The organism is Curtobacterium sp. MCBA15_012, assembly GCF_001864935.2.
Taxonomy (GTDB): Bacteria; Actinomycetota; Actinomycetes; order Actinomycetales; family Microbacteriaceae; genus Curtobacterium.
Genome location: NZ_CP126267.1, coordinates 2,936,698 through 2,959,817 on the forward strand (window position 1 = coordinate 2,936,698; position 23,120 = coordinate 2,959,817).

Below are 23,120 nucleotides of genomic sequence, written 5' to 3' on the forward strand. Positions count from 1 at the left end.
CGGGAGCGACGGCCGTCCTGTTCGAGGAGGAAGCCATGCAGCACGATCCGAACGCCCGGACGCAGATCACCGAGGTCGACCTGCCGTCCGAGCTGACCACCCCGCTCCCCGAGGACGCCGGGCCACTGGTGGTCGCCGCCCGCACCGCGGCGGAGACGGCGCTCGGCGTGCCGGGCGTCCACCACCTGGGCGGCCTCGTCGCCCGAGCCGCCGACCGCGTCCGTTCCCAGCTCGGGCGCTCGGCCGGGGCGCCCGGGGTGCAGGTCGACGAGGTCGACGGGACGCTCGACGTCACCGTGTCGCTCGTCGTCACCTACCCGCAGCCCGTGCAGGACGTCGCCGCCGAGGTCCGCCGCCAGGTGACCGCTGCCGTGTCCCAGCTCGGGTCCGGCCAGCCGACCACCGTCGACGTCCGCGTGCTCGACGTGCACGGTCCCTTCGACGACGAGCCCACCCCGGTCGACAAGGCGAAGGAGGCCGTCGGCGACGCCGTCGACCGCACGAAGGACGCCGTCGCCGGTGCCGCGGAGACCGTCCGCGAGGGCGCAGCGGACGTCGCCGAACGGGCGAAGGAGGTCGCACAGGACGCGGCCGCCACCACCCGTGAGGCAGCCGAGCGAGCGAAGGACGCCGCCGGTGACGTCGCCGACCGTGCTCGTGACGCCGCGTCCGACGCGGCCGACCGCACCCGCGAAGCCGCGGACGACGCGCGTGGGGCCCTCTCCGACGCCGCCGACCGTGCACGGGAGACCGCGTCCGACGCGGCCGACCGCGCCGCTGACGCGTCGGCCGAGGCCGGTGCGGCGGCGAAGGACGCCGTCGGTGCCGCGAAGGACGCCGTCGCTGACGCCTCGGACGAGGTGCGCGAGCGTGCATCGAGCGCCGCATCCGCCGCGACCGACGCCGCCGCCGACGCCGGTGCCGCTGCGTCCGACGCAGCCGACGCAGCCGCCGACGCCGTGTCCGACCGCGGTGGCGCGCACCGTGCCGAGGCGCACGGCGACCACGCCGCCGCCGAGGACCGGGTCGCCGATGCGCTCGACGACGCCGCAGACCGCATCGAGGACGCCGCGGACGTGGTCCGTGACGAGGCCGGGTCGCACCGCCACGACGGCGGCGACGCGGACCGCCCGTGACCTCCGCGTGGGCAGGGCGGCGGGGCTCCTCGCTCCGCCGCCCCCGGCCCCGCGGGGTCTGGATCGCGTCGGGCATCGGCATCGTCCTGGTGCTCGCGATCGCCCTCGGCGCCTACCTGCCGCTCGTGGGCTTCCTCGGCGGCGTGACGGCGACGACGGCCGGCCTGGTGCCGTTCCCGTTCCTGCGGGTCACGGCCGTCACCCTGGTCGGCGTCGTGGTCGTCCTGGCGCTGCTCCTGCTGGCCCTCACCCGTCGGCACACCGTCACCACGGTGCTCGTGGTGGCGCTCACGGTGCTGGTCAGCCTGGCCGTGACCGCCTACCCGGTCGTCACGGTGGCGATCTCGTCGGCCGACCGTGCCGGGGACGTCTGGCCGATCGTCACGGAGCTCTGGCAGCGCTTCACCGGCTGAGCCCCTGACCGCCGCGGCGGGCTCGTGACCCGAACACGGGCCCGCCGCGGCTCCCACCGGTCCGCCGCGGCGGGCCGGGAGTGGCCGTCCCACGGCCGCAGCGACACCCCACGTGCGTCGACGCGCGTGGGGTGTCGCCGTGTGCGTGAGGACGATCCGGACGGGACGGGACTGCCCGCCCCGCTCCTCAGCCGGAGTGCGCGTGCGTCGCCAGGCGGGCGAGCCCCTCGTCGATCGACACGGTCGGCTCCCACCGCAGGTCCCGGCGGGTCCGCCGCTGGTCGAACCAGTGCGCCGTGGACAGCTGCTCGGCGAGGAACCGCGTCATCGGCGGTTCGTCCTCGCCCGGGCGCACCCGCCACACGGCCTCGACGAGCGAACCGGCGGCCCGGGCGAGCGCCGCCGGGACGTGCACGCGGGGTGCCGGCACCCCGGACGCCCGGCAGATCCCGCCGAGGAGCTCCCCGACCGGACGCGGCTCGCCGTTCGTCACGACGTACGCGGTGCCGTGCACCCGGTCGTCGGCCGCGTGCTCGAGGGCCGCGACCATCGCCGAGGCCGCGTTGTCGACGTAGAGCGTGTCGATGAGCGCCGCGCCGGAGTCGAGCAGCGGCAGCCGCCCCGACCGGGCCCGGTCGACGATCCGTCCGACGAGCTGTGTGTCGCCCGGCCCCCAGACCAGGTGCGGGCGCACCGCGACGACCGCGAACCCGGGGGCGTCGGCACCGAGTGCGAGCAGTTCGGCGGCGGCCTTCGTCCGGGCGTAGTCGCCGCGGGCGGCGTCGGGCTCGGCGGGTCCCGCGCCGACGCCGACGAGGGACGATCCGGTGTGCGCGACCGAGGGTGACGAGACGAACACGAACCGCCCGGCCCCGGCGGCGCGCGCGGCGTCGAGCAGCAGCCGCGTCCCGTCGACGTTGACCCGGGCGAAGTCGGCCGGGTCGCCCGCGAGCGAGACCTTGGCGGCGAGGTGCACGACCGCGTCGACACCCGCGACCGCACGGCGCACGGCCTCGGCGTCGGTCGTGCTCCCCCGCACGTCGGTCACCCCGTCGACGCCGGACGCCCGGCGCTGGAACGTGCGGACGGCGTACCCGGCGTCGCGCACGGCCGCAGCGGTCGCCCGACCGAGGAAGCCGCTCGCGCCGGTCACCAGCACCGTGGGACGGTCCGTGCCCTCGGCCGGACCGGTGGGACGGTCCGTGCCCCCGTCCGGACCGGTGGGACGTGCTGCGCTCACGGTCGGACCATCCGGGCACCGCCGAGGACCGACGTGGCCCAGCGGGACAGGCGCGCACGGTCGACCTTGGAGTTGTGCCGGATGTCGGTCGGCAGCACGGGCACGACGAGCACCGCGGCGAGCGGGACCCCGGCGGCGGCCCGGACCGCGGTCGCGAGGGACGCCGTCGCGAGGCCCGGACGACGGACGGGCGGTACGGTCTCGACCACGGCGACGACCTGCTGCGTCCCCGTGGGGCCGACGCCCGCGACACCGACGCGGCCGACGCCGTCGACGGCCTCGATCCGCTGCTCGGGGCCGACCGGGGTGACGACGCCACGGGCGGTGGCCACGACGTGCTGCAGACGGCCCTCGACCCAGAGGCGGCCGTCGGCGTCGAGGTGCCCGACGTCACCGGTGCGGTGCCCGCGCGGGTCGTCGACGCCCTGCCGCGAGGCCCGGTTCGTCCGCCAGAGCCGGTCGTAGTGGTCGCGGACGTGCGGCGCCGCGACGACGATCTCCCCCGTGACGCCCGCGGCGTCCGTGGGGGTACCGCTCGGGACGCCGAGGTCGTCGAGCGGCGCGATGCGCACCCGGACCCCGGCCGCCGGGACGCCGACGCAGATGCCGGACCCGGAGGTGTCGCCCGCGGCGCGCACGCCGTCCAGGTCGACGTCGGTCATGAGCAGTCCCTCGGTCATGCCGTAGGGGGTGTGCGCACTCGCGTTCGGCATGAGCTCGGTCGCCGCCGCGAGGAGCGCCTCGGGGACCGGCGCGCCGGCCGACAGGAACAGCCGGACCCCGGCGAGGGCCTCCCGGTCGGTCGCGGTCAGGTCACCCGCGGTCGCGACCACGTTCGCCAGGGCGGCCGGCGAGAGGAACACCACGGTGGCGTCGACCGCGCGCACGGCGTCGGCCACGGCCCGCGCGGTGAGGGTGCGGGGTGCGGTCACGTCCATGTCCGGCGCGACCGACCGTGCACCGAGCGCCGGCCCGAGCAGCGCGAACGGCGCGAAGCCCGCGACGAGTCCGGTCCCGACGCCGACGTCGTACTGCGCCGCGAGCACGTCGCGGACGGCCGCGAGCTGCCGGTGCGTGTACACGACGCCCTTCGCGGGACCGGTCGACCCGGAGGTGAAGAGCACGGCGGCGGGGTCCTCGGGGGACGGTGCGGCCGGCAGGGTCCGCCCGGACGCGAGCAGCCGGGCACCACGGCGTGCGACCTCCGCGAGGGAGTGCTCCACCCGCAGCGCGCGACGCGCGGGTGCGGGCAGCGCGACGGTCGCGATCCGCCGCCCCGGCCAGCCGAGCGCGCGCGCCGCCGCCAGCCCGGGCAGCGCGCCGACGATCCAGTCCGGGCGCGCGCCGCGGACGGCACGCGTGAGCCCGCGCAGCCCGAGTCCCGCGTCCGCGACCACGACGACGGCACCGATCCGGACGCACGCGTACAGGACCGCGGTCAGGTCGGCACCCGGCGTGACGAGGAGCGAGACGCGGTCGCCGTGGCGGACACCGAGGTCGGCGAGCCCGACCGCGACCTCGTCGACACGGCGCGCGAGCAGCCGCCAGGACACGGTGCGGGGGCCGCCGGGGGCGGCCATCTCGACGAGCGCGGGGCCGTCGGCGTCGCGCTGGTCCTCGAGTGCGGCCCAGAGCGGGCGGCTCGCGTCGGCCGTGTGGTCCGGGACGTCGGTCGGGAGGCGCGGCTCGCCCCCGGCGGGTGCGCGGCCGTCCGGCAGGTGGTCGCCCAGCCAGTCGGTGAGCGTGCCCGCCACGTCGGCGTCGTCGGGCAGCAGGTGCCCGGCGCCCTCGAAGCGGTGCACGTCGGCGTGCGGCAGCCGTGCCGTGAGGTCGTCGAGGTAGCGCTCCAGGAACACCGGGTCGCGCGGCCCCCACACCAGGAGCGCGGGCACCCGCAGGGCGGCGACACCGGTCGCGATGCGGTCGAGCTCGGCGGCGCTCGGGTGCGCGGCGTCGACCGGGATGTCCGCGACGAAGCCGCCGATCCCCCCGCGGCGCGCGGCCCCGCGGTACGGCGCACGGTAGGCGTCGGCGACGGGTCGGTCGAGCCGGGGGTGGGCGATCGCGAGCGTCGTCTCGAGGAACGCCGGCGTCAGGACCGTCCCGCGCCCGAGCACCTGCGGCCGCAGTGCGAGCCGGAGCGGAGCGGGGATCGGGGCGTCCTCGGGCTGGTGCACGGCGGTGTTGCACGTGACGACCCCGGCGAGCAGCCCGGGGTGGTCGACCGCCCAGCCGAGGGAGACGACACCGCCCCAGTCGTGCCCGACCGTGACGACCGGACCGGTCAGCCCGAGCACGTCGGTCAGGGCGCCGAGGTCGCGCACGCGGTCGGCGAGGCGGTGCTGCACGCCGGTGCGCTCCGAGAACCCCATGTCCAGCTGGTCGACCGCGACGACGCGCCAGGCCGGGCCGCCGGCGCGGGCGACCGCGAGGGTCTGCGCCGCGACGGACCGCCACAGGTACGACCACGTCGGGTTGCCGTGCACGCACAGCAGCGTGCCCACCGGGGTCGCGCCGAGCGCGTCGAGGGAGCCGGCCGTGTCGAGGAGGTGCCACGTGCGGTCCGGGTGATCCGTGCCTCCCGTCCGGTCCGTGCCACCCGGGACGGTGACCAACCGCGACCAGGCCGGGTCGAGTCCGGGCAGGGGCGGCGGGAGCGTCGCCGGAGCCGTGGAGGCGGCGACGCGCGGGAGGTCGGACCTCACCAGCGCAGTTCCATCATCGCCGTGTTGATGCCGGAGCCCACGCCGCCGAGGAACACGCGGTCACCGCGGGTGATGCCGCCGCGGGCGACCTCGTCCGCGAGGGTGATCGGGATCGACGCCGGACCGACGTTGCCGTAGCGCTGGTACGTCGTCGGCACCTTGGCACGCGGGATGCCGATCGCCTCGACGAAGGCGTTCGTGTGCACGTCCGAGACCTGGTGCAGCACGTAGCGGTCCATGTCCGCCCAGTCGAAGTGCGCGCGGGCCTCGGTCCAGGCGGCGACGACGAGCTCCATGCCGCCCTTGAGCAGCATCTTCGCGTCGGTGAACATGCCGTCGACGCTGCCGACGCACAGGTCGTACCACTGCGTCGCGGCACGGGTGACACCGCCGATGATGCGGTGGCCCTCGGGGTGCACGTCGGACGGGCCGAGCACGGCGGCCGCGGCACCGGACCCGAGGGTCAGGCTCGCGAACTCGCTCATGAAGTCCTTGCGGTTCCGGCCGCCCTGGTTGAGGCGGTCGATCGTGTTGAGCTGCACCTGGTCGGCGTCCTCGCCGTCGACCACGAGCGCGTACTTGATCTGGCCGGAGTCGATCATGCTCGCGGCGACGCTCATCGCGTTGACGAAGCCGAGGCACGCGTTCGCGATGTCGAAGTTGATCGCGGACGACGGCAGGCCGAGCCCGTGGTGCAGCCGGACGGCGACGCTCGGCTCGAGGTGCGGGCGGGTCACCGACGTGTTGATGAGCAGGCCGACGTCCTCGGGGCGGATGCCCGCCTCGGCCATGGCGCGGCGGCCGGCGTCGATCGCGGCGTCCTGGAAGGTCTGGCCCTCGCCCCAGTTGCGACGCTCGGTGACGCCCGCGACGCGCTCCAGCAGGCCCATCGGCAGGCGCAGGCGCCGGAGGACCCCGCGCAGCTTCGCCTCGATGTCGGCCGAGGTCGTGACCCGCTCGGCCGTGGTCGTCGCGACCGAGAGCAGGGACACGTTCTGGTGCTTCGCGGTGGCGTTGCCCGGGCGCTCCACGTCGTCGTTCGGGGTGGGGTCGACGGGGCGGTCAGCGAGTATCGTCACCGGGTCATCTTTCCGCATCGTGGCTGGGTGTGGGGTCCGTTCCGGGTGGGAGACGGCGTCATGCGTCCTTCGGGAGCTTCCGGACCTTGCTCCGACGGCGTCGGCGGTCCGGGATCATCGAGCGCATCTCCTCGAGCTTGCCGAAGCAGAGCAGCCGGTCGCTCGCCTGCAGGGTCACGCCGCTCCGGGGGTTCGGGATCACGTTCGCGCCGCGGTGCAGGGTGAGCACCGTGATGTCGCGGTCCCAGAGCCCCGACTCCTTGATCGTCCGGCCGACCAGGTCGGCGTTCGTGTGCACGAGGAGCTCGGCGACACCGTACCCGGTCGACACGCTGAGGCGCTGGCGCACGTCGATCTCCGGGAAGGCGACCTGGTTGCCGATGAAGTCGATGATCGCGCCGGCGACGTCGAGGCCCGTCGCACGCTCGATGCCCTCGAGCCCGGGCGACGAGTTGACCTCCATCACGAGCGGGCCGTCGTTGCCCTCGAGCATGTCGACGCCCGCGACCCGGAGACCCATGATCTGCGCCGAGCGGACCGCCGCCTCCTCGTACTCGGGCGTCAGCGTGACCTTCTCGACCGTGCCGCCGCGGTGCACGTTCGACCGGAACTCGTCGCCGCTCGCACTCCGGCGCATCGCCGCGACGACCCGGTCGCCGACGACGAGCGCGCGGATGTCCCGCCCCCGGCTCTCGGAGACGAACGCCTGGATGAGGACGTTCTGCTTCGTCGAGTGCAGCGTCTCGACGATCGACTCGGCGACCTTCGCCTCCGGCGCCAGGATCACGCCGATGCCCTGCGTGCCCTCGAGCAGCTTGATGACGACGGGCGCACCGCCGACCCGGTCGATCGCCCCGCGGACGTCGGCGCGGCTGTTCACGAACGTCGTCGCCGGCATGCCGATGTGGTGCCGGGACAGGATCTGGTTCGCGCGGAGCTTGTCGCGCGAGTTCGTGATCCCCGTCGCGGTGTTCGGCGTGTAGACGTCCATCTGCTCGAACTGCCGCACGACCGCGGTGCCGTAGTACGTGATCGAGTTCCCGATCCGGGGCAGCACGGCGTCGTAGTCGCTGAGCAGCTTGCCGCGGTAGAGCAGGTCGGGCTCGTCGGCGGTCAGGTCGATCGCGAACCGCAGCGTGTTCAACACCTTGACGTCGTGCCCGCGGTCGATCGCGGCGGCACGCAGGCGCTGCGTCGAGTACGCGTGCGGGGCGCGCGACAGGATGGCGAGTTTCATCGGGGTGCTCCACGGGGGTTCGAGGACGTCGACGGCGACGCTCCATCAAAGCATGCGACAGGATGGCCCCATGGCCCGGAACCCGATGATCGCAGGCTGGCGCGAGTGGGCTGCCCTGCCCGGTCTCGAGCTGCCCTGGATCAAGGTCAAGCTCGACACCGGCGCACGGAGCTCGGCACTGCACGCGTTCGACCTCGAGGAGCTCCCCGGCGACCGCGTGCGCTTCTCGGTGCACCCCTGGCAGGACACCGACGCCGACGCCGTCACCCACGAGTGCGAGGTGCACGACCGGCGGGTCGTGCGGAGCTCGACGGGCCACACCCAGGAACGCATCGTCGTGCTGACGCCGATCACGCTGGCCGGGATCACGGTCGACGCCGAGGTCACGCTGAGCAACCGCGACCAGATGGGCTTCCGGATGCTCGTCGGTCGGCAGGCGCTGCGGCAGGGGTTCCTCGTCGACCCGGCGCGGTCGTTCACGGCGGGACGGGCGCCGAAGGAGATCCGGCGGCGCAACCGCGGGCGGGTCTGAGGCGCGGTCGCGCTGGGCGCGCTGCGCGCGCTGGGCGCGCTGGGCGCGCTGGGCTGGCCGCTGGTCGCTGCGCGCTGGCCGGTGGCCGGCGTAGCCGTGCCGCGCCGTGCGCCGGCGGCTGCCGGTGCCGCATGCTCCTGCACAACGGGAAGCACGTCGAACCACGTCGTTCCGTGGTGCGGCATGCTTCCCGTTGTGCGCGCCTCCCGACATGCGGCCGACTCCACGGCGGACGGGAGGCGCGGGGCCGGCTGCATCCGCGCCTCCCGTCCCGGAGGGGCCGTATTCCACACGCTCCTTGTCAGTTCGTTCGAAATGCTACGTTCTCCACATTGCCGGTCTGGTGATGGGGGTGGGACGTGGGGTTCGGGTTCGACGACGCCGCAGCTGCGCGGCTCGCGGCGTGCGCTGCGCAGGCCGCGCTGGCGCTGCGCGGGAGCGCGTGGCCGCGACGGAGCGCTGCAGAGGCAGCGCTGCGGGACTTCGACGGCGGGTACGCGCGACTCTTCGAGACCGCCAGGACCGTCGAGTACGAGGACCGGGTGCGTCTCGCGCACGCCCTCGACGACCTCGCCGACCAGGTGCGGATCGCCCGGCACCAGGCCTCACAGGAGCGCCACCGACGGTCGGAGCTCGCGGCCTGGCGGAAGCGGGCAGCTGACCGCGAGCACACCCTGGTCGGCATCGCTGCCGCGTGGGAGCCCCTGCTCGATGCGAGCGCGGCGGCCTTCGACCCGGAACCGACCGCGGCCCCGATCAGACCGACGCCCGTCACCGCGACCTTCCGTGCTCGGCACCGACGACGGACCGGCGCGCAGGCGACCGGGCGCAGCAGTGCCGATCCGGAACGGTTGCGCCGGTTCACCGCCACGGCCCAGGCGCAGGACGGTGTGACGGAACAGGACCTCGTCCGCGTCCGGGACGCGTGGGCGGGCTTCCGTGACCGGTGTGGGTGGGTCCCCGTCGAGGCACCGCCGCTGCCGGGCGGTTTCGGTGCGTACCTCGACGAGAACGCCGAGGACGCCCGGTGGGCGGCGCGGATCGCCGCCGCGTTCGAGGCCGCCGGAGGACGATCGGTCGCCGACGTCGCGCTCGACATCGCCGGAGCGTCGACCCTCTCCCCTGCGGCACGGCGGCTGCTGGAGCCGTCCCTGACCCCGGCGGAGGTCGCGGCGGCCTGGAAGGAGCTCGGGCTCACCGCCGAGGACATCGCAGTACTCCCGCTGCGGACCCAGGTGCAGGTGGCGAACCTCGACGGGGTGCCCGCCGTCGCTCGTGACGTGGCCTCGCGGCGGGTGCTCGCCGCGGCGCTCCGAGACCCCGAGCGGATGTACCGGCTCTTCGGTCTGGCGTACACGTACGGAGCGGTGAGCCTCGAGGAGTTCACCACACAGGTCCGCGCGCTCGCGCAGGGGCTCCAACGAGCGGACCGGATCGCAGCCGACCTGCCGGCGCCGACCGCGACGGTGGCGCAGCTCGTCGGCTTCGGCGTCGCGAACGGCGCTCCCGTCGCCGCAGTCGTGCTGGGCGACCTCGACACCGCCGCGAACGTCACGGTGAACGTCCCCGGAGCGACGACGACGCTCGGCAGCACGCTGGAGAAGACGCAAGCCGCTTCTGGGCTCCTCCGGTCTGCCGCGAGGGCACGGAAGACGGATTCGTACGCGATCGTGTCCTGGTTCGGCTACCGCGCACCCGCCTTCCCCGAGGTCCCGGCGCAGGGGCGGGCCGCCGCGGGTGGGGCCGAGCTGGCGTCGTTCCTCGACGGCATCCACGACAGCCGAGGGGGCGCACCGCGTCGGTCCACGGTCCTCGGCCACTCGTACGGCTCCACGACCGCAGCCGAAGCGCTGGCCCAGACCCGACACCTGGCTCGACGGCTCAGGACACCATCTCGAAGCTCGTCGCTACCGGAGTACCAGGATGAAGATCATGCGATCGCTTCGTGCCCTCGTAGCAGCCGCCTGCTGCGCTTGGCTCCTCACCGCGTGCACCAGCCCAGGAGGCCACATGCCAGTCGATGCCGCAGGTCTGACAGAGGACGACGTGGCGGAGATGTCGGCGCAGCAGGAGTTCGACCGGTACGCCGAGCGCTACGCGCAGATGCAGGTGGTCCTCGCGGAAGCGCAGCGAGCGGTACACGTCGGCGAGTGGTCGTGGATCGGCGGCGACCGGGTTCCCAACATCGGCGGAGACGGAATCGTTCCGCTCCGTGGAGCCGGTCCCCGCAACAGTTACTTCCTCCGGAGCGATCGGCTGTGGTCGCCTGCTGGAGCGACCGGAGACCCGCGCGATCTGCAGCCCATGATCGACTTCTTCGGGCAGCGCGACTGGTCCTACCGCGAGCGGACACGAGGTCGCTACCACGAGGTCCTGGCTGACACGGGAACCGGTTGGCACGTCGAGTACGAGGTGCAGCCCGATGGGGACTACGGCCTCACCGTGTACAGCGGGCAGTACTGGACCAACGACGGCCACGCACTGACCGAGGCCGTCGGCGGCCGCAATGACGGGGAGTACCCCGAGGAGTCCCTACCCGGCGAGTACCCGCCGTTCCCGAAGTGGAGCGACCCGATCATCAGCCCGCCGAAGACCTGAGCGCGCATCGCCCGCCAGCCCAACGGGAGCGCCTGCCGGCGGTGCAGGAGCGCGGCATGCAGCTCGCCACCGTCAGCGCGACCGCCGTCCCGGCGGGCCGAGACGGTCGCGCCTCCCGTCCGTACCGTGGGCCTGCGCGGTCAGGGCAGGAGCGCGACGGCGACCGCGCGCGCGGTCGCCGTCCCGCCTGCCGCATCCCGCAGCCGCATCGCCAGCGATCCCGACACGACGAGCAACAGCTGCTCGGCGAGCGCCGGGGCTGCGGCACCGACGAGCGGGCGGGCGGTCTCGGTCAGCCGGCGGCGCAGCGTGTCGGTCTCCCGGTCGAGCACGGCCCGGACGTCGGCGGGGGCGTCGACGTACTCGGCCGCGGTCCCGAGGAACGCGCACCACCGTGAACCGGTCGGGGTCGCGCGGTGGTCGTCGAGCGCGTCGAACACGGCGAGCAACCGGCCCCGGTCGTCGGACGCCCGGGCGACGGCGCGGTCCCACGTGGCGGTCCAGTCGTCGTGGCGGCGGTCGAGGGCGGCCGCGACGAGGGCCTCCTTGCTCGGGTACCCGCGGTAGAGCGTCGCCGAGGACACCCCGGCGCGCTCGAGCACCGCGTCCACCGGGGTCGCCGCGATGCCCCGTGTGAAGAAGAGCTCCTCGGCGGCGTCGAGCACGCGCTGCTCGGTCGCTGGACGCATCGCCATGCCGTCAGCCTACGATCCCAGAAGTGAAACGATCGTTTTTGTTCTCCGGCCGGGTCCTGATCGGGAGCGGGCTCGGGCTCATCGCCGCGACGTACGGTCTCGTGCGGCTGGCGTACGGCCTGTTCCTCCCGGACGTGCAGCGCGACCTCGGGCTCGGGGCGGACGTCGCCGGGGCGGTCTCGGCAGGTGGATCGGTGCTGTACTGCGTCGGTGCGGTCGCCGGGTCGGTCCTCGCCGGACGGGCGGCGCGGGGTCTCGTCGTGGTGGCCGCCCTGGTCGCGGGGGTCGGGGCACTCGTGATGGCGGCCAGCACGTCGACCCTCGTGTTCGGGACCGCTGCGGTGGTGGCCTCGGCCGGGGCCGGCATCGCGTCGCCCGCCCTGGTGCGGCTCCTCGGCGACCGGGTCGAGCACGCCGCACTCCCCCGCGCGCAGGCGGTGGTCAACTCGGGCACCGGCCCCGGGCTCGTCGCCGCGGGTGTCCTCGCCCTCGTCCTGCTGCCCGACTGGCGCACGGCGTGGACCACCGCGGGGATCCTGACGCTCGTGGTGGGCGGGGTCCTCGTCAGCGCTGCCGGGTCTGCCCGGGACACGGCGGGCCGAGGACCCTCGACAGGTCCCGCCGGACCGGACCGGTGGTGGCTCGTCGCACACGCACTGCCGATGGCCGTCGCCCTGGCCTTCGGGGCGGGATCAGCCGTGGTGTGGACGTACGGGCGGACGGCACTGGTCGAGGCCGGCGTCGGGAGCGCGCTGTCGGTCGGCGCGTGGGTCGCACTCGGCGCCGGCGGTGCCCTGGTCGCGGTGACCGCTCGGTGGACGAGCCCACCGCTGGCGCGCCGGCAGTGGGCGCTGACGGCCGCCGTCGCAGGCGCCGCGGTGCTCGTCCTCGGCCTCGCGCCCGCGGTGGTGCCGGTGTCGCTCGCGGCGTGCGCGGTGTTCGGCTGGGGCTACACCGCGGCGACCGGCGCGCTCATCGCGTGGACGACGGAGGTCGACCGGACCCGGGCCCCGGTCGGCACGTCCGCGCTGTTCGTCCTCCTCGTCGCCGGACAGGCACTCGGTGCGGCGGTCGCGGGCACGGTGCTCGGCACGCTCGGGACGGCCGGCACCTTCGTCGCCGCCGCCGCCGTCGTGCTCGCCGCCGCACTGGTCCCCGTGGTGGCCGGGCGCACGGCCCTGCGCCGACCGGTCGCCACGCGAGGGCACGAGGCCCGATGATGGGCACGTGCACGCGCCGGACCGCCAGGACGACGTCGACCGGCTGTGGGCCGACGGCGATCATCGGGCTGCCCTCGCCCTGTTGCGGGAGCGCGTCCGCGCCGACCCGACGGACGCGCACGCGCGCCGCGCACTGGTAGAGCGCTACCGCGCACTCGGCCACCCCGACCAGGCGGGGCGGTGGGGACTGACCCTGCCCGAGAGCGTGACCGACGTCGAGCGGGACCGCGCTGCGCGCCTGCTCGCATCGTCGGGCGTGCGACCGGGCGACCTGGCGCGTTTCCTCGCCCTGCCGCTCCGCGAACCGCTCCCGCCGAGCGTCGTGGACCTGCTGCCCGAGGTCGAGGAGCACCGCGCACGGATGTCCGTGCACCCGCGCCGGCGCTCGGCAGAGGCACGTCGGCCGACGTCCGCGTTCGAGGAGCGCTGCGCCGACGTCGCCGAGGCCCTGGTGGTCGTCGTGGCGGGGTGCCTCGTCCTCGCGTTCGTGGCGGCGGTCGCGACGTGGGCCGGTGCGCCCCTCGACGACCTCGTCCTGTGGAGCGGGCTGGCTTCGCTCGCGGTCGCTGCGGTCGCCGCAGCCGTCCGGGCCGTGGGCGCACTCGGGTCCCGTCGCCCCCTCCGCGCGACCGGGTGGGCGACGACCGCCGCCGTGCTCGGCTCCGTCGTCGCGATGGGCGTGCTGCAGGTGGTCGGGACCGGAGGGCCGGGACGGGACTGGTGAGGAAGGCTCCGGCGGCGCCGCCGGGTACCGCTACCGTGGAGCACATGGGGCGGACGACGACGGAGTGGGCGCGGCTGCCGATCGGGCGCCGTGAACAGCGGCAGGACCTCCTGCTCGCGCTCGTGCTCACGGTGGGGCTCGCCGTCACGACGACCCTGTACGGCGCGTCGGGCCTGTACGAGGACGACCAGGCGGCGTGGTGGGTGTCGGCGCTCATGGTCGTGGCGAACGCGGCCCCGCTCGCCTTCCGCCGCCGGTGGCCGATGACGGTCGCGGTGGTGGCCGCGCTCGCGTTCGCCGCCACGCAGCTCCTGCACGTGCCCGAGGTCCTGCTCATCAACTTCACGCTGTTCATCGCGCTCTACACGGTCGGTGCGTGGTGCTCCGACCGCGTGCGCGCCGAGGCGGTGCGGTGGGTCGTGATCGTCGGGATGTTCGTCTGGGTGTTCCTGTCGATCTCGTTCGGGTGGTCGATGCCGAGCGCGTTGCCCAAGGACGACGGCGCCCTCATCGCGCCCTACGTCGCGTACTCGCTCGTGAACATCCTCATCAACGTCCTGTACTTCGGCGGCGCCTGGTACGCGGGCAACCGGGCCTGGGCGTCCGCGGTCGCGAAGCACGACCTCGCCGAACGCACCGCGGAGCTCGCGGCCGAACGGGAGCGCACCGCCGCCCAGGCCGTCACGCTCGAGCGGGTGCGCATCGCGCGGGAGCTGCACGACGTCGTCGCCCACCACGTCTCGCTCATGGGCGTGCAGGCCGGTGCGGCCCGACGCGTGATCGATCGTGACCCGGGGCAGGCCGCGACCTCGCTCGGCGTGGTCGAGGACAGCGCACGCACGGCGGTCGAGGAACTCCGTCGGATGCTCGGCACGCTCCGCTCCGACGACGAGCCGTCGGGCGGGGACCGCGCCGCCACGACCGCCCCGAGCACCGCGGGCCTCGCTCGGGTGCCGGAACTCGTCGACGCCGTGCGGACCGCCGGGCACCCGGTCGAGTACGTGGTCGTCGGCGACGAGCGCCCGGTCCCGCCGACCGTCGGCGCGGTCGCGTTCCGCATCGCCCAGGAGGCGGTGACGAACGTCCTCAAGCACGCCGGTCCGACCGCACGGGCGGACGTCCGGCTGCGGTACCTCGACGACGGCATCGAGGTCGAGGTCGCCGACGACGGCCACGGCGAGCGCGCGGTCCGGCGGACGGACGGCAGCGGCCTCGGCCACGTGGGGATGCGCGAGCGGGTCGCGGCGGTCGGCGGACGCATCGAGATCGGGCCGCGCGCCCGGGGAGGGTACCTGGTGCGGGCATGGCTACCGACGACCTGACGATCGTGCTCGCGGACGACCAGGACCTGGTCCGGGCCGGCTTCCGCGTCATCCTCGAGTCCGAGCCCGGCTTCCGGGTCGTCGGCGAGGCGCCCGACGGTGCCGCGGCGGTCGACGCCGTGGTGGCGCTCCGGCCGGACGTCGTCTGCCTCGACGTGCAGATGCCGGGGGTCGACGGACTCGAGGCCGCCCGACGGATCGCGGCGCTCCCGGACCCGCCCGCCGTGCTGGTGCTCACGACGTTCGACGACGACGACGCCCTGTTCCAGGCGCTCGAGGCCGGGGCCAGCGGGTTCCTGCTGAAGAACGCCTCCCCCGAACGGCTGATCGACGCGGTCCGCACGGTCGCGGCCGGCGACGCCCTGCTCGCGCCGGACGTGACCCGCCGGGTGATCAGCCGCGCGACCACCGCCCGTCCGACCGGCACGTCGGGCGGCACCGGCACCGGCACCGGCACCGGCACCGGCACCGACGAAGGTGTCGACACCACCGCCGACACCGCGAGCGGGACCGACCCCGGCACCGCCGCCATCGCCGCCGCGGGCCTGACCGAGCGCGAGTCCGAGGTGCTCCGCCTGCTCGCCAAGGGCTACAGCAACGCCGAGATCGCCGCGGCCCTGTACGTGGGCGAGGCCACCGTGAAGACCCACGTGTCGAACGTGCTGCAGAAGCTGTGCCTGCGCGACCGCATCCAGGCGGTCGTCTGGGCGTTCGAGCACGGCGTCGCCGCCCGCCCCTGACGGACCGGACAGCACCGGCCCACCCACCGCTCCCCCGTGCGGTGGAGCCGCCCCGTACCGGAGTCCCCCCTCACGTGGGAGGCGACCCGCGCCTCCCGGTCAATACGGTCGACGTGTCGGCGAGGACCGCCGACGGAAGGGGACGACGATGCTCACCATCGAAGGCGTCACGAAGCACTTCGGCGACCGCCGGGTGCTCGACGACGTGGGGTTCACGGTCGGCAGCGGCCGCCTGACGGGGTTCGTGGGCGGCAACGGCGCCGGCAAGACCACGACCATGCGGATCCTGCTCGGCGTCCTGCAGGCCGACGCGGGGACGGTGTCGATCGACGGCGCGACCGTCGGTCCGGCCGACCGTCGCCGCTTCGGCTACATGCCGGAGGAGCGCGGGCTCTACCCGAAGATGCCGGTCGCCGAGCAGATCACCTACCTCGCCCGGCTGCACGGCGTCGACAAGCGGACCGCGGGGCAGCGGACCGCGGCGCTGCTGGAACGCCTCGACCTCGAGCAGCACGCCGACGACGCCGTCGAGAAGCTGTCCCTCGGCAACCAGCAGCGCGTGCAGGTCGCCGCGGCGCTCGCCCACCAGCCCGAGGTCCTCGTGCTCGACGAGCCGTTCTCCGGCCTCGACCCGATGGCCGTCGACACCGTGCTCGGGGTCCTGCGCGAGACGGCGGCGACCGGTGTGCCCGTGCTGTTCTCCAGCCACCAGCTCGACGTGGTCGAGCGCCTCTGCGACGACGTCGTCGTGATCGCCGCCGGCACGATCCGTGCGGCCGGCCCGCAGGAGGAGCTCCGTCGCGCGGCGGGCCCCGCGGCGTGGGAACTCCTGGTCGAGGGCGACCTCGCCTGGCTCCGCGCCGAGCCCGGGGTCGTCGTCCGCGAGTTCGACGGCGGCTACGCCGTGTTCGAGGCCGACGACGCCACCGCCCAGGCCGTCCTGCAGCGTGCCGTCCAGCACGGCACCGTCGGGTCGTTCGCGCCCCGGGTCCCGCGGCTCAGCGAGGTCTTCCGGGAGGTCGTGCGATGACCACGGCACGCCAGGGCACGTCCCGCCAGGGCACGTCCCGTCAGGGCACGTTCGTCAACGCGGTGCAGCTCGTCACCGCGCGGGAGATCCAGGCCCGTCTCCGCAGCAACGCGTTCATCGTCTCCGCCGCGATCCTGATCCTCGCCGTCGTCGCGTCGATCGTCGTCGCCGGCATCGTCGGCAAGGCCACCGCGGACGACACCACGCCGGTCGCGGTCGTCGACGGCGTGAGCCTGACGTCGACGCGTGGCCTCGACGTCACGCAGACGTCGAGCGTCGCGCAGGCCGAACGGCTCGTCCGCTCGGGTGACGTCGACGCCGCGGTCGTGCCGTCCGACGACACCCTCGGCTACCGCGTGGTCGGGCTCGACGACGTGCCGACCGACGTCGTGAGCGCGCTGAGCACGACCCCGCGCGTCGACCTGCTCGACCCCGGTGCGCTGCCCGCGGGTCTGGTGTCGCTCATCGGGATCATGTTCGGTGTCGTGTTCTTCGCCTCGGCGGTCACGTTCGGCTCGTCGATCGCGCAGAGCGTCGTCGAGGAGAAGTCGACCCGCGTCGTCGAGATCCTGATGGCCGCGATCCCGGCCCGGGCACTGCTCGCGGGCAAGGTGCTCGGGAACAGCCTGATGGCGTTCGCGCAGATCGTCGCGGTGGCCGTCGCGGCGGCGATCACGCTCGCGGTGACCGGGCAGGACAACATGTTCTCGATGCTCGGCCCGAGCGTGCTGTGGTTCGTCGGCTTCTTCGCGATCGGCTTCGTGCTCATCGCCGCGATGTTCGCCGCGTCCGCCGTGCTCGTCTCGCGCCAGGAGGACGTCGGCAGCGTCACGATGCCGGTGATGATGCTCGTGATGATCCCGTACATCCTCATCGTCTCGGCGGCGGACAACCCCACGATCGTCGGGATCATGTCGTACGTCCCGTTCAGCGCGCCGATCGGGATGCCGATGCGGATCTTCCTCGGGACCGCCCAGTGGTGGGAGCCGATCCTGTCGCTGCTGATCGTCGCCGTGTCGGTGGTCGTGGTCGTGCTCGTCGGCGCGCGCATCTACGAGAACGCGCTGCTCCGCACCGGGGGTCGCGTGAAGCTCGCGGAGGCGCTGCGCGGCTGACGCCGCCACGGGACGGACGGGAGGCACGGTGCGGGCGGGCACCGCGCCTCCCGTCCGCCGTGTGGTCGCGTCCCGCCGCCCTCGATGGAGCAGACGACGTCGGGTCCGGGCCCGCCACCCGACGGTTCCTGCTCCATCCGCAGGGGCGGGGGGGACGGGACGGACGGGAGGCACGGTGCGGGTGGGCACCGCGCCTCCCGTCCATCGTGTGGTCGCGTCCCGCCGCCCTCGATGGAGAAGACGACGTCGGGTCCGGGCCCGCCACCCGACGGTTCCTGCTCCATCCGCAGGGGCGGGGGGGGGGCGCGCGGCGCCCGCGGCGCCGCGCCCGGGTCAGAGCTGGCCGAGTGCGGCCTGCACGCCCAGGCTCGTGCCCGCGACGAGGACCCAGAGCACGATCCCGAGCAGCATCGGGCGGAACCCGGCCCGTCGCAGGGCGCCGAAGTCCGTCGAGAGCCCGATCGCGGCGAGCGCCACCGTCACCAGGAACGTCGCCACGGCGGCGAACCCCGGTGCCGCGTCGGCAGGCAGGACCCCGACGGTCCGCAGCAGCACGACCACGAGGAAGCCGAACAGGAACCACGGCACCAGCCGGAGCACGCGGACGCCCCCGGCGTGACGCTCCCCCGTGTCGGGCGTGGGCTGTGTGCGGGCGGTGCGGCGGGCCTCCAGTCCGGCGAGCCCGACGACGATCGGGATGATCACGAGCGTCCGCACCAGCTTGACGACGACCGCGGTGTCGGTCGCCTGGCGGCCGTACACCGTGGCGGTGGCGACGACCGACGAGGTGTCGTTCACGGCGGTCCCCGCGAAGACGCCGAACGCGTGCTGGGAGAGCCCGAGCGCGTGGCCGACGACCGGGAAGACGAACACCGCGGCGATGTTGCAGAGGAAGATCGTCGACATCGCGTAGGCGACCTCGGCGCTCGCCGCACCGATCACGGGGGTGACGGCCGCGATCGCCGAGGCCCCGCAGATCCCGGTGCCGACGCCGATCAGCGTGCGGAGCGCGCCCGACACCCGGAGCAGCCGGCCGATCCCCCACGCGGCGACCAGGCAGACCACGAGCGTCGTGAGCATCACGGGCAGGGTCTCGCCGCCGATGCGCAGGACCTCGCCGATCGACAGCTGCGCGCCGAGCAGCACGACGGCGGCCTGCAGGACGCGGCTCGAGGCGAACTTCACGCCGGGTTGCAGGACGCCCAGGTCGCCCGCGGCACCGGCTGTCGCACCGTCGCGCCCGTCCTCGTGGGCACGACGGCGGACGAGCCACCCGACCAGGGCGCCGAGCACGACCGCGGGCACCGGACCGCCCACGACGGGCACGGCACGCCCGGCCAGGCTCGCGACGATCCCGATCACGAGCGCGAGGGCGATCCCGGGCAGGGCGGCGGCGACGGCCGGGCGGGACAGGGGCATGCGGACCAGCATCCCACCGCTGCGCCGCCCGCCGGGGAGCGGCCGCCTGAGACGTGGTTCAGGTGCTACGGCGCCGGCGGCACCTCGCCCGTCATCCGGACGCGGCCGGCGGCGTCGTCCCACGTGTAGGTCGCGGTGGCCCGGCCGGTCGGGTCGGCGTTGCTGTCCTGCGGGCCGGCGTACCGGTACTCGACGCGCAGGGCCGCGTCGGAGGTGCGGGTCACGGTCGGTTCGAACGGGTACTGCAGCTTCGTGGCGGTGCCGAGGTACGTGCCGTCGTGGAACAGCAGGATCGCGACGGGCGAGCTCCCGGTGGCGTCGGCGACCGTGACCGTCACCGCGGACAGCGCCGCGCAGCCGTCGTACTGCGCGGTGTCGGCGGTCGCGGGGTCCCACCGCGCCGACTCGAGGCCGGCCGGCAGGGGCAGCTCGGCGATCGCCCGGGCGGCGGCCGTGGCCCCGTCGGACGGTCCGCAGGACGGCGTCGCGCTCGACGTCGCGGCCGGTGCGGCGGCGGGTGTGCTCGGCGCGGGGCTCGCGGTGACGGTCCGGGTCGTCGTGGCGGTCGGCGTCGCCGCGGGCCCGCCGGAGCACCCGGCGAGCGTGGCCACGGCCGCCGCCGCGAGCAGGACCCCGCCGACGGTCCGGGCCGGACGAGTGGTGCTGGTGAGGCTGGAGTGACGCATGTCCCCACACTGCTCCTCGGGTGCGGCGGACGTTCCGGTCCACGGGGCGCGCTGCCCGGCTGAGCAGGACACCACGGGCACACCGGGGCGTACCATCCTGGTCGGGAGCAACGGCGGTCCCGTGACATCCCCGCCGTCACCCACCCAGTGGCGCCGGGTCGAGCAGACCGACCGACCAAGAGCATGCCGTGACCGAACACCTCATCGAGTACGTCGCCCGTGACCGTACGGGCATCACCGCCGTCGTGACCACGACCGGCGTCGTCGACGTCGACACCGTCATCGACCACATCCACGCCGGGCACGCCGGGTACTACGTCGCTGCCGACTCGTGGAAGCGCACCCCGGTGCGGAGCATGTCCTTCATCGGCGGCTCGTACCTGTTCGCGAACTGGGACGGGTCGAAGCGGAACATGCTGCACGACCTGGCGTTCCGGATGCCCACGCGCAGCGTGCAGGTCGTGCCGCAGCAGCGGACGGGCCCGGTGCAGCGGCTCCTGCAGGCGCTCTTCGGCCACCGCGGCTGACGCGCGCGTCGCGCTGGCCGTCGCATCCGTCGCGTCCCGGAGCGGGCACGGACGCAACGGGAGGCGCGGTACCAGCTGGCACCGCGCCTCCCGTTGCGTCCTGCGGTCACCGCACCGGGCCGCGGGTCGCGTCCGTCCTAGACGTCGCGCGTCTTCGCGGCCGTGACCGCGAACGCGGCGACCGCCGCGACCCACGCGGCGAGGACGCCGAAGGCGGCCCAACCGCTCAGCACGATCGTCCCGGACGCGTCGTCGACCTGCGGCACCGAGTAGGTGTAGAGCCGCATGCCGGCCGCGTCGGGCATGAACGCCGCGGTGTCGAGCAGCCACTGTGCGCCGAGCAGGTTGCCCATGAGCTGCAGGATGATCGGGACCACGAGCAGGAGCCCGAGCGTGATCGCGATGCCACCGGCGCTCGAGCGGACGAGCAGCCCGACGGCGAACGCCAGCAGCGCGATCATCGTGACGTCGACCGAGGCCCCGAGGATCGGCAGGAACACCGACGGGTCGGCGAGGTCGGCCTCGACGCCCTTCGCTGCCTGGAGCGGTACCGCGATCGCGACGCCGATCCACGTCGACACCGCGCTGACCAGGAAGGTGGCGACGGCGAGCACCACGGCCTTGGCGCCCAGGGCACCGAGACGACCGGGGTCCGCCGTGAACGTCGACCGGATCTGCCCGGTCGTGTACTCGCCGGTGATGATGAGGACGCCGAGCACCGCGACGACGAGCACGGTGAAGCCGACGCTGAGCGTGGCGATGTTCACGACCTGCCGGTTCGCCGCGTCCTGGAGGACCTTCCCAGGCTCGGGGTCGACGAGCGCGCCGAGCAGGGCGGCCATCCCGACGGTGAGCACGACGAGGATCGCGAAGCACCAGAGGGTCGAGCGGACGCTGCGGAACTTGATCCATTCGCTGCGGACCAGTCGGGGGAACCCGAGGCCGATGCGGGCGCGGGAGTCGAGCGCGGTGGCGGTCATCGGGTGGCCTCCGCCCGGTACTCGACGTCGTCCTTGGTGAGGGCCATGTACGCCTCCTCGAGGCTCGCACCCATCGGGGTGAGTTCGTGGAGCACCGCGCCGGTCTGCGCGGCGAGGGTGCCGATCTGCTGCGCGTCGGGGCCGACGACCTCGAACGCGCCGTCCTCGCGCGGGGTGATCGACGAGGCCGCCGAGCCGAGCGCGGTGAACAGCTGGTCGGGGTGCGGCGTCCGGACGAGCGTCCGCTTGCCACCGCCCCCGGAGCCACCGGAGACGAACTCGTCGATCGGGGCGTCGGCGAGGACCCGCCCGCGGCCGAGCACGACGACGCGGTCGGCGGTCTGCGCCATCTCGCTCATGAGGTGGCTGGACAGGAACACCGTCCGGCCGTCGGCGGCGAGTCGGCGGGCGAGCTGTCGCACCCACACGACACCGTCCGGGTCGAGGCCGTTGACGGGCTCGTCGAGGATGAGGGTCTTCGGGTCGCCGATGAGCGCCGCCGCGATGCCGAGGCGCTGCCCCATGCCGAGCGAGAACCCGCCGACGCGCTTCTTGGCGACCGACTCGAGGCCGGTGAGCTCGATCACCTCGTGCACGCGGGCCTTCGGGATGCCGTGCGTCGCCGCGAGCCCGAGCAGGTGGTTGTAGGCGCTCCGCCCGGAGTGCACCGCCTTCGCCTCGAGCAGGGCCCCGACCTGCCGGAGCGGGTCGCGGAACGACGTGTACGGCTGCCCGTTCACCGTCGCCCGCCCCGACGTGGGCCGGTCGAGTCCCATGATCATGCGCATGGTGGTCGACTTGCCCGCGCCGTTCGGCCCGAGGAAGCCGGTCACGCTGCCCGGCCGCACGACGAACGAGACGTCGTCGACGGCGAGCTTGGAGCCGTACCGCTTGGAAAGATGCTCGATCTCGATCACGGTCTCGACGCTATTGCCGGGCGCCCGGTCGGCGCGTCCCCCGGAGGGTGGACCCCCGGCGTCATCCCCCGGGAGGACACCGTGCCGTGATCCGTCGTCACCGCGACGGACCAGGACGCCAGGACGCACATGGAGAACCGCTGGAGATCCACCCCAAACCGACCCGGGGAGTGCTCCGAACAACCTGCACGACGACGGCGCTGCCTCAGCGCAGCGCCGGGACCACGTCACCGCACTCGGAAGGACCGACCATGACCAGCAACGCAGCAACGCGCACCACCGGCTACGGCTCGACGCTGACGCAGAAGGGCGCCCTCGTCTTCGGAGTCGTCTTCCTCATCGTCGGCATCGCCGGCTTCATCCCGGGCCTCACGATGGACATGGGCTCGATGTCGATGGCGGGCCACGGCTCGATGGCACTCCTCCTGGGCCTGTTCCAGGTGTCGGTGCTCCACAACATCGTGCACCTGCTGTTCGGTGTCGTCGGGCTCCTCGCGGCCCGCACCGCGACGGGCGCACGGCTCTACCTGCTCGTCGGCGGGATCGTCTACCTCGTGCTCTTCGTCTACGGCCTCTTCACCGCCGGCATGACGGGCGGCGCGAACTTCGTGCCGCTGAACAGCGCCGACAACGTGCTGCACGCCGTGCTCGCCGTCGCGATGATCGTGCTCGGCCTGCTCCTGCCCCGCGCCGGTCGCACCGCGCGCTGACCTCGTCGGGGCCGTCCGGTGCTGGACGGCCCCGACCTCGAGCGGTGACCTGGGGATCAGGGGTCATCGGACGCCCCCGTCGCGATCGCGGCGGG

The 23,120-nt window shown here is 74.3% G+C and carries 22 protein-coding genes; 13 read left to right on the plus strand and 9 right to left on the minus strand.

Annotated elements, in window-relative coordinates; all coding sequences use genetic code 11:
* Positions 1-35 precede the first annotated feature (35 nt).
* Positions 36-1,136: an Asp23/Gls24 family envelope stress response protein gene (locus tag QOL15_RS13465; RefSeq protein WP_071249727.1), complete on the plus strand. Its 1,101-nt coding sequence runs from the start codon at positions 36-38 to the stop codon at positions 1,134-1,136.
* Entirely contained in the window at positions 1,133-1,549 is a 417-nt protein-coding gene (locus QOL15_RS13470; RefSeq protein WP_065963383.1) for an MFS transporter permease, read from the plus strand. Before QOL15_RS13465 ends, QOL15_RS13470 begins: the two co-directional genes overlap by 4 nt.
* Before the next feature lie 187 nt (positions 1,550-1,736).
* Here the strand turns inward: QOL15_RS13470 and QOL15_RS13475 are convergent, their stop codons facing one another.
* The 4 genes from QOL15_RS13475 to rimK form a co-directional block, all read right to left on the minus strand.
* The gene (locus QOL15_RS13475; protein WP_065963410.1) at positions 1,737-2,708 is read right to left on the minus strand and encodes an NAD(P)-dependent oxidoreductase; all 972 of its coding nucleotides are present in this window, start codon (positions 2,706-2,708) and stop codon (positions 1,737-1,739) included.
* A 77-nt stretch (positions 2,709-2,785) separates the two neighbouring features.
* On the minus strand, positions 2,786-5,494 hold the full coding sequence (locus QOL15_RS13480) for an alpha/beta fold hydrolase (RefSeq protein ID WP_071249725.1): 2,709 nt from the start codon (positions 5,492-5,494) through the stop codon (positions 2,786-2,788).
* Positions 5,491-6,573, minus strand: a complete 1,083-nt coding sequence (locus QOL15_RS13485; RefSeq protein WP_370692386.1) for a 3-oxoacyl-ACP synthase III — start codon at positions 6,571-6,573, stop codon at positions 5,491-5,493. The genes QOL15_RS13480 and QOL15_RS13485 overlap by 4 nt, the downstream gene beginning before the upstream one ends.
* A 58-nt stretch (positions 6,574-6,631) precedes the next feature.
* Positions 6,632-7,810 (minus strand): 30S ribosomal protein S6--L-glutamate ligase, encoded by a 1,179-nt coding sequence (gene rimK, locus QOL15_RS13490; RefSeq protein WP_065963388.1) that lies wholly within the window; start codon positions 7,808-7,810, stop codon positions 6,632-6,634.
* Positions 7,811-7,880: 70 nt separating this feature from the next.
* On the opposite strand from rimK, the gene QOL15_RS13495 reads away from it, so the two are divergent.
* The 3 genes from QOL15_RS13495 (at position 7,881) to QOL15_RS13505 (ending at position 10,940) form a co-directional block, all read left to right on the plus strand.
* Positions 7,881-8,342 carry a RimK/LysX family protein gene (locus QOL15_RS13495; protein WP_071249723.1) on the plus strand — a complete coding sequence of 154 codons (462 nt, stop codon included), beginning with the start codon at positions 7,881-7,883 and terminating at the stop codon, positions 8,340-8,342.
* Between the two features lie 359 nt (positions 8,343-8,701).
* Positions 8,702-10,723 carry an alpha/beta hydrolase gene (locus QOL15_RS13500; protein WP_083394182.1) on the plus strand — a complete coding sequence of 674 codons (2,022 nt, stop codon included), beginning with the start codon at positions 8,702-8,704 and terminating at the stop codon, positions 10,721-10,723.
* Positions 10,647-10,940 carry a hypothetical protein gene (locus tag QOL15_RS13505; RefSeq protein ID WP_083230300.1) on the plus strand — a complete coding sequence of 98 codons (294 nt, stop codon included), beginning with the start codon at positions 10,647-10,649 and terminating at the stop codon, positions 10,938-10,940. Before QOL15_RS13500 ends, QOL15_RS13505 begins: the two co-directional genes overlap by 77 nt.
* A 140-nt stretch (positions 10,941-11,080) precedes the next feature.
* On the opposite strand, the gene QOL15_RS13510 is transcribed toward QOL15_RS13505, so the two are convergent.
* A complete protein-coding gene (locus tag QOL15_RS13510) occupies positions 11,081-11,635 on the minus strand; it encodes a TetR/AcrR family transcriptional regulator (RefSeq protein WP_065963395.1) in 555 nt (184 codons plus the stop codon).
* Between the two features lie 23 nt (positions 11,636-11,658).
* On the opposite strand from QOL15_RS13510, the gene QOL15_RS13515 reads away from it, so the two are divergent.
* The 6 genes from QOL15_RS13515 (at position 11,659) to QOL15_RS13540 (ending at position 17,786) form a co-directional block, all read left to right on the plus strand.
* Positions 11,659-12,855 carry an MFS transporter gene (locus QOL15_RS13515; RefSeq protein WP_071249718.1) on the plus strand — a complete coding sequence of 399 codons (1,197 nt, stop codon included), beginning with the start codon at positions 11,659-11,661 and terminating at the stop codon, positions 12,853-12,855.
* 7 nt (positions 12,856-12,862) lie between these two features.
* Positions 12,863-13,579, plus strand: coding sequence for a DUF6584 family protein (locus tag QOL15_RS13520; protein ID WP_071249715.1), 717 nt, complete (start codon positions 12,863-12,865; stop codon positions 13,577-13,579).
* A 44-nt stretch (positions 13,580-13,623) separates the two neighbouring features.
* A complete protein-coding gene (locus tag QOL15_RS13525) occupies positions 13,624-14,901 on the plus strand; it encodes a sensor histidine kinase (protein ID WP_065963400.1) in 1,278 nt (425 codons plus the stop codon).
* Positions 14,883-15,641, plus strand: a complete 759-nt coding sequence (locus tag QOL15_RS13530) for a response regulator transcription factor (RefSeq protein ID WP_071249713.1) — start codon at positions 14,883-14,885, stop codon at positions 15,639-15,641. Before QOL15_RS13525 ends, QOL15_RS13530 begins: the two co-directional genes overlap by 19 nt.
* A gap of 148 nt (positions 15,642-15,789) precedes the next feature.
* Complete coding sequence (locus tag QOL15_RS13535; protein ID WP_065963404.1) at positions 15,790-16,671, plus strand: ABC transporter ATP-binding protein; 882 nt, start codon at positions 15,790-15,792, stop codon at positions 16,669-16,671.
* Positions 16,668-17,786: an ABC transporter permease gene (locus QOL15_RS13540; RefSeq protein WP_071249711.1), complete on the plus strand. Its 1,119-nt coding sequence runs from the start codon at positions 16,668-16,670 to the stop codon at positions 17,784-17,786. Before QOL15_RS13535 ends, QOL15_RS13540 begins: the two co-directional genes overlap by 4 nt.
* A gap of 333 nt (positions 17,787-18,119) precedes the next feature.
* Here the strand turns inward: QOL15_RS13540 and QOL15_RS13545 are convergent, their stop codons facing one another.
* Both QOL15_RS13545 and QOL15_RS13550 read right to left on the minus strand, forming a co-directional pair.
* Complete coding sequence (locus QOL15_RS13545) at positions 18,120-19,205, minus strand: YeiH family protein (RefSeq protein WP_071249709.1); 1,086 nt, start codon at positions 19,203-19,205, stop codon at positions 18,120-18,122.
* Between the two features lie 65 nt (positions 19,206-19,270).
* Positions 19,271-19,891, minus strand: a complete 621-nt coding sequence (locus tag QOL15_RS13550; protein WP_071249707.1) for an LppP/LprE family lipoprotein — start codon at positions 19,889-19,891, stop codon at positions 19,271-19,273.
* A 188-nt stretch (positions 19,892-20,079) separates the two neighbouring features.
* Between QOL15_RS13550 and QOL15_RS13555 the strand changes: the two genes are divergently transcribed.
* Positions 20,080-20,418 carry a hypothetical protein gene (locus QOL15_RS13555; protein ID WP_065964111.1) on the plus strand — a complete coding sequence of 113 codons (339 nt, stop codon included), beginning with the start codon at positions 20,080-20,082 and terminating at the stop codon, positions 20,416-20,418.
* A 137-nt stretch (positions 20,419-20,555) separates the two neighbouring features.
* Here the strand turns inward: QOL15_RS13555 and QOL15_RS13560 are convergent, their stop codons facing one another.
* The gene (locus tag QOL15_RS13560; protein WP_071249705.1) at positions 20,556-21,398 is read right to left on the minus strand and encodes an ABC transporter permease subunit; all 843 of its coding nucleotides are present in this window, start codon (positions 21,396-21,398) and stop codon (positions 20,556-20,558) included.
* Positions 21,395-22,315, minus strand: a complete 921-nt coding sequence (locus QOL15_RS13565) for an ABC transporter ATP-binding protein (RefSeq protein ID WP_065964107.1) — start codon at positions 22,313-22,315, stop codon at positions 21,395-21,397. The genes QOL15_RS13560 and QOL15_RS13565 overlap by 4 nt, the downstream gene beginning before the upstream one ends.
* A 251-nt stretch (positions 22,316-22,566) precedes the next feature.
* On the opposite strand from QOL15_RS13565, the gene QOL15_RS13570 reads away from it, so the two are divergent.
* Complete coding sequence (locus QOL15_RS13570; RefSeq protein WP_071249703.1) at positions 22,567-23,025, plus strand: DUF4383 domain-containing protein; 459 nt, start codon at positions 22,567-22,569, stop codon at positions 23,023-23,025.
* The last annotated feature ends 95 nt before the right edge of the window (positions 23,026-23,120 follow it).